Source organism: Rhodococcus sp. C3V (assembly GCF_029269915.1).
Taxonomy (GTDB): domain Bacteria; phylum Actinomycetota; class Actinomycetes; order Mycobacteriales; family Mycobacteriaceae; genus Rhodococcus_F; species Rhodococcus_F qingshengii.
In genome coordinates, this window is record NZ_JARJBE010000044.1 from 1 (window position 1) to 1,880 (window position 1,880).

Sequence of the window (1,880 nt, forward strand, 5' to 3'; positions counted from 1 at the left end):
GGTTGAGGAACCACATGCGCTGCTGCGCCAACGACAACGGAACCCGAACCGGACGCACCTGCGCAGTCAACGCCGCACGTGAACCGCCACCGACATGAGAACCCAAACGAGCAGCCAACGCCTCCACCGTCGACGCCTCGAACAACTCCCGCACCGACACCGAAGCATCCAACGCCTGACCCAACCGAGACGTCACCTGCGTCGCAATCAGCGAATTACCACCGAGCACGAAGAAATCATCATCCAAACCAACACGCTCGACGCCCAGAACATCCGCAAACGTCTGCGCAACAACCTCTTCCACCACCGACGTTGGAGCACGGAACACCGCAACCTGCAACGACGGAACCGGCAACGCCCGACGATCCAACTTCCCGTTCACCGTCAACGGAATCGAATCCAACACCACAAACGCCGACGGCACCATGTACTCCGGCAACAACGAACCCACACCGGTGCGGACATCGTCGACCGAAACGCTCACACCCGCAGCCGGAACCACATACGCCACCAACCGCTGATCACCCGGAGAATCCTCACGGACAACCACCGCCGTCTGCGCCACCGACACATCCGCCAACACCGCAGACTCGATCTCACCGATCTCGATCCGGAAACCACGGATCTTCACCTGATCATCCGCGCGACCCAGATACTCCAAATCACCAGCGCTGTTCCACGACGCGACGTCACCCGTGCGGTACAACACCTCGCCGGCATTGAACGGATTCGCCACAAACCGCGTCGACGTCAACCCCGCCTGGCCCAGATAACCCCGAGCCAACTGAACACCAGAGACATACATCTCACCCGCGACACCAACAGGCACCGGAGCCAAACGCGTATCGAGCACGAACACCTGCAGACCCGAAATAGCCTGACCCACAACACTCGCCGACGCATCCGCCGCCAACGCAGCATCCAACACACGATGGCTCACATGCACCGTCGTCTCCGTGATGCCGTACATGTTCACCAACGTCGGCGCGAAGTCACCGCGGCGGCCGTACCAATCCGACAAGCGACGCAGCTCGAGCGCCTCGCCGCCGAAAACAACCCACCGCAACGACAACTCAGCGGCCCGACCGGATTCCGACGCCAACCGATCAGCCTCGGCCAACTGATAGAACGCCGACGGCGTCTGATTGAGCACCGTCACCCGCTCAGCAGCAAGCAACTCCAAGAACTGCTCCGGCGACCGCGACGTCACATAATCCACAACCACCAACGTGCCGCCGTACAACAGCGGACCCCACAACTCCCACACCGAGAAGTCGAACGCATAACTGTGGAACATCGTCCACACATCGGATTCGTCGAACCCGTACACACTCTCAGTATTCGCAAACAACTTCGCCACCGTCGTGTGCGGGACCTGCACACCCTTCGGGCGACCCGTCGAACCCGACGTGTAAATCACATACGCAACATTCGACGACCGCAACGGCGCAACACGATCCGCATCCGAAACCACCGAACCATCGAACTCCGACACATCCACCGCGTCGATATCAACCACAGGCAAACCAGCGGGCAACACCAACTCACGCCCGGACCACGAAATCGCAGCCACCGGAGCAGCATCAGCCAACATGAACTCGACACGATCAGCCGGATACGACGGATCCACCGGCAAATACCCCGCACCGGACTTCACCACCGCCAACAACGCCACCACAAGATCCGCCGACCGCGGCAACGCCACCGCCACCAACGACTCCGGACCACAACCCTGAGCAATCAACCTGCGCGCCAAACGATTAGCCCGCACCGACAACTCACCATACGACAACGACTCGCCACCGAACCGCACCGCAACCCGATCACCAAACCGCGCAGCAGCATCATCGAACCACGCCGACAACGTCGAATCCACACCA

1 protein-coding gene is annotated in these 1,880 nt (G+C 60.7%); it reads right to left on the bottom strand.

What is annotated here, in order from left to right:
• A partial coding sequence (locus tag P3G66_RS31680; RefSeq protein ID WP_276117870.1) for an amino acid adenylation domain-containing protein occupies positions 1–1,880 on the bottom strand: 1,880 nt, incomplete at both ends.